The organism is Hyphomonas sp. (assembly GCF_037969335.1).
Classification (GTDB): domain Bacteria; phylum Pseudomonadota; class Alphaproteobacteria; order Caulobacterales; family Hyphomonadaceae; genus Hyphomonas.
In genome coordinates this window covers 1-3,671 of the sequence record NZ_JBBKXE010000205.1, presented here as the reverse complement: position 1 = coordinate 3,671, position 3,671 = coordinate 1, and the positions used below count along the sequence as shown (strand labels likewise).

The 3,671-nt window shown below is 63.4% G+C and carries 7 protein-coding genes; 1 reads left to right on the top strand and 6 read right to left on the bottom strand.

The features are described 5' to 3' along the window. The 6 genes from AADA04_RS15165 to ykgO all read right to left on the bottom strand — a co-directional run. Positions 1-352, bottom strand: a 352-nt coding sequence (locus tag AADA04_RS15165; RefSeq protein ID WP_340694121.1) for a hypothetical protein, incomplete at its 3' end; no start/stop codon positions are given. A gap of 41 nt (positions 353-393) precedes the next feature. Next, entirely contained in the window at positions 394-654 is a 261-nt protein-coding gene (locus AADA04_RS15160) for a DUF2312 domain-containing protein (protein ID WP_340694120.1), read from the bottom strand. Positions 655-699: 45 nt separating this feature from the next. Then, positions 700-1,662: an alpha/beta hydrolase gene (locus AADA04_RS15155; protein ID WP_340694119.1), complete on the bottom strand. Its 963-nt coding sequence runs from the start codon at positions 1,660-1,662 to the stop codon at positions 700-702. Next, positions 1,659-2,237, bottom strand: a complete 579-nt coding sequence (locus AADA04_RS15150; protein ID WP_340694118.1) for a tetratricopeptide repeat protein — start codon at positions 2,235-2,237, stop codon at positions 1,659-1,661. Before AADA04_RS15150 ends, AADA04_RS15155 begins: the two co-directional genes overlap by 4 nt. Further along, positions 2,237-2,848 (bottom strand): HAD family phosphatase, encoded by a 612-nt coding sequence (locus tag AADA04_RS15145; RefSeq protein ID WP_340694117.1) that lies wholly within the window; start codon positions 2,846-2,848, stop codon positions 2,237-2,239. Before AADA04_RS15145 ends, AADA04_RS15150 begins: the two co-directional genes overlap by 1 nt. A gap of 31 nt (positions 2,849-2,879) precedes the next feature. Next, on the bottom strand, positions 2,880-3,005 hold the full coding sequence (gene ykgO, locus AADA04_RS15140) for a type B 50S ribosomal protein L36 (RefSeq protein WP_034736570.1): 126 nt from the start codon (positions 3,003-3,005) through the stop codon (positions 2,880-2,882). A gap of 112 nt (positions 3,006-3,117) precedes the next feature. Between ykgO and AADA04_RS15135 the strand changes: the two genes are divergently transcribed. After that, on the top strand, positions 3,118-3,671 hold a 554-nt coding region (locus AADA04_RS15135; RefSeq protein ID WP_340694116.1), incomplete at its 3' end, for a lytic murein transglycosylase.

Genomic DNA, 3,671 nt, shown 5'->3' with positions numbered 1-3,671 from the left:
GTTCGGACGGGGCGACGGGCGGATCTTCCTCTTCGGCGGACACGTCGCGCACACGCGGCGTGTAGGCCGGGCGCGTCTTCGACTTGAACCCGGACTTGCCCTTGCCGCGCGCCTTCTTGTCAATTTCCTTCAGCTTGATGCGCTGGAGGCTGGAGAGGGCCTCGCCTTCGGCGCCCTTCTCCGGATCGGCAAAGGCCGAGCCATAGGTCTCGATGCGCTCTTCGACCTCTTCGAGGAACTGGCGCTCCCAATCGGAGAGTTCGGGGCCGAGGCCCTGTTCGGCGAGCGCGGCGGCCTTGCGCAGCTTGCGCAGGGCGGCACGTTTCTTACGCTCGTCGACATCCCGGGACATGGTGGAGATGTTAGTTCAATCCGGCACAAAGGCCAATTGATTCAGGCGTCGCCGGTCGCCATGAGGTAAAGTTCGAGCATCATTTCCTGTTCTTCGCGGTCAGCCTTTTCGACTTTGCGAAGTCGAATGACCTGGCGCAGCGCCTTGACGTCGAAGCCGAAAGCCTTGGCTTCGGCATAGATATCCTTGATCTGCTCGGCGACCTCTTTCTTTTCTTCTTCCAGCCGCTCGATTTTCGAAACGGTCTGGCGAAGCTTTTCCTTGGTGGTCTCGGTCAGGTGCGTGGCGGCAGCGTCTTCCATGAAGGTAATCCTCGAATCGATGTGGCGGTAGGCAGGCCGAGCCTCTTAGCGAGACTCACTGCCCGTGGCCAGACGCCGAATGGTATCCGCGACATCCGCGCCGTGGCCATGGTGGGGCATGTGGCCCTCGTCCGGCAGGATCACGAGATCGACCGGGACCTGTTTCTTCAGTTCGCCGACGTGGAGCTTCGGCGAGATCACCGTGTCCTGGCTGCCGGAGAAGACGGTGATGGGGACCTTGAGTTCGGGGTAGCGACGCGACTGTTCGGCCAGTTCGGCTTCGAGCCGGCGCACGTCCTGCGCGTTGGCCCGGAAGTTTGGCGGGCGAAACAGCAGGCCGATGGCGGAATTCTCGAAATAGTTCTCGGGCACGGGCGCCGGATCGAACACGCCGTCAATGCCGGCCCGGACCTGCTGCGGCCCGACGGTGGGGACAAGCTGGGTAAACATCGGGCCGACCATGGGCGCTGCGGCCAGGCCATTGTACCAGGCATGCCCGCCGCCGCCCCAGTCGTGCGTCACGGGCGCGACGAGGACGAGGCCCTGCACGAGATCGGGCCGATCGAGCGCGAGGCGGAGTGCCACCGCGCCGCCGAAGGAATGGCCGACGATCACGGCCTTTTCGCCGGGCGCCATCTGGTCGAGTACGCCAGCCATCTGCGCGGCCTGCGCTTCAAGGTGTTCGGCGCCGTCGAAGCGTTCGGAATAGCCGTGGCCCGGCCGGTCGGCCATCAGGACGCGGTAGCCATCATCGAGGCGCGGGGCGAGCGTCCAGTTGAATTCGCGGGCATTGGCGCTGGCGCCGTGGATCATCAGGACGGGCGGGCCGGACGTGCCAGCGGTCAGGACATTCACGCCATGGCCGTTGACGGTCAGCATCTGGCCAGTGGAGGCGGGGTTCGCCTGCTGGACTTTCGACGTATAGGCCGCGCTCGACACGCAGGCGCCGACACTACCGGCGCTGACGAACGAGACTGCCAGAAGGGCGAAGCTGACCAAGCGCGTCAAAGCCCCTGGCCTTCGGCGACCTTGGACAGGCGCTTTTCGGCCTGCATGGCCTGGGTCATGAACGGATAGATCGCGAGCGCCTGCCGGTAGGCTTCGAGCGCTTCTTTTTCTGCGCCCATGGCTTCCATCATGATGCCGAGCCCGGCCCAGGCGCCGAAATGGCGCGGCTCGAGCCGCAGCGCCTCATTGAGGTCGCGCAGGGCTTCGGGGAAGTTTTCATCATTGAGGAACAGGCCTGCGCGCCGGCTCCAGGCTTCGGCATAGTCGGGGGCGATCAGGATGGCGCGGTCATAGAAGGCGCGGGCCGTTTCATAGTCTCCGACGATCTGGGCATCGACCGCGCGCTGCATGATCATGTCGACGGTTGGCGACCCGGAATCCATCCACGAGGCCCAGATGTCCTGGGCGACGTCATTGGCTTCGCTTTCGCTGGGCGCATTGTGGAGTTTCTCGAACATGTCGTCCGACGGCCCGGCGACGGCCTGACCGGCAAAGATGAGGGCTGCGAGGAGCAAGCGTTTGAACATGAGGTTTAATATGGCCGGGAAGCGCGCGGCGGCAACACCAAGTTGCATCAGATCAGGCCGTGATGCGCGAGCGTGGCTTCGAGACCGGCGGCGCCGGTGAAGTGATGGGTGGCAAATCCGAGCTTGTCGGCGGCGGCGATATTGGGCGCGCTGTCGTCGATGAACAGGATAGCCGCCGGGTCCGGCTGGCCGATTGCGTCAAGCGTATGATGGTAGATCGCGGGATCGGGCTTGGTGATGCCGAGGTCGCCGGAAACGACGACGTGGCGGAACCGGTCCAGCACCGGGCCGAAATGCTGCTGCATCAGGGGCCAGGTCTCGGACGGCATGTTTGTGAGGGCATAGAGGGGCACATTGCGCGCGTGCAGGCGTTCGATCAGGTCGGGTGTGCCGTCGATATAGCCGTCGAACATCTCCATCCAGCGCCCGCCCCATGCGCGGATCCTGGATTCCTGTTCGGGATGGTCGGCGATAAGCGCAGCAGCATTGTCGGCAAAGCTGACCCCGGCATCGTGGCGCGTATGCCAAGCCATTGTACAGACAGAGCCCAGGAAGTGATCCCGGGTGTCTGTCGTGTCAAAAATTTTGTCGTAGAGGCGCGATGGCTCCCAATCGAGCACGACGCGGCCGAGATCGAACAAGGCAATTGAAACGGTCATTTTCCCGCCTCATTGCCTGTTCATCTTCGGCTCAGGCCTGTTTCGCTTTAAAGCGCGGGTTGGTCTTGTTGATCACGTAAACGCGGCCCTTACGGCGCACGATCTTGCAATCGCGGTGACGTGCCTTGAGGGACTTAAGTGACGAGCGGACTTTCATGGGCCTAGCCTGACGATCATGTGATATTAGGAAAGCGGTGCGAGTAATGAATCCGGGTAGCAGAGTCAAGGACGCGCGCTGTCACGCGCCGATATTCCGACGGAGAGCGACAATGATACAGAATGGCATTGCCAGGACGCAATGGCTGGCTGCTGCTGCCCTGACGGGACTGCTCGCGTCATGTGCTGCCGGCCCGCATGCGGTCAAACCGCCCGTGACGGGCAATCCGCCTGTCATTGCGCCGCAGACAGGCCCCATCACCTATAAATCATCCGGCCATGCCGGGATGGATGCCTGGCGCGCGGATTTCTCCAACCGGGCGCTGGAAGCGGGTCATGACCGGGCGCTGGTGGAATCGCTGCTCACCGGTATCGAGCCGATCCCGCTCTGGCTGGGGTCCAATCTCCAGGTCGCCGCCACCGGCATCAGCGACCAGGCCGAGTTTGCCAAGCCGATCTGGGATTATCTCAAGGTGCCGCTCGGCGAGAGCCGGATCAGCAATGGCCGCGAACGCCTCGCCCTCCACCCGGACATGTTCACCGATCTTGAGGCACGTTACGGCGTCGACCGGCAGGCCCTGGTCGCGATCTGGGGCATGGAAACGAGTTACGGCGCGGTGATCGGCAATTTCGACGCCGGCAACGTGCTCGCCAATATGGCGGTCGA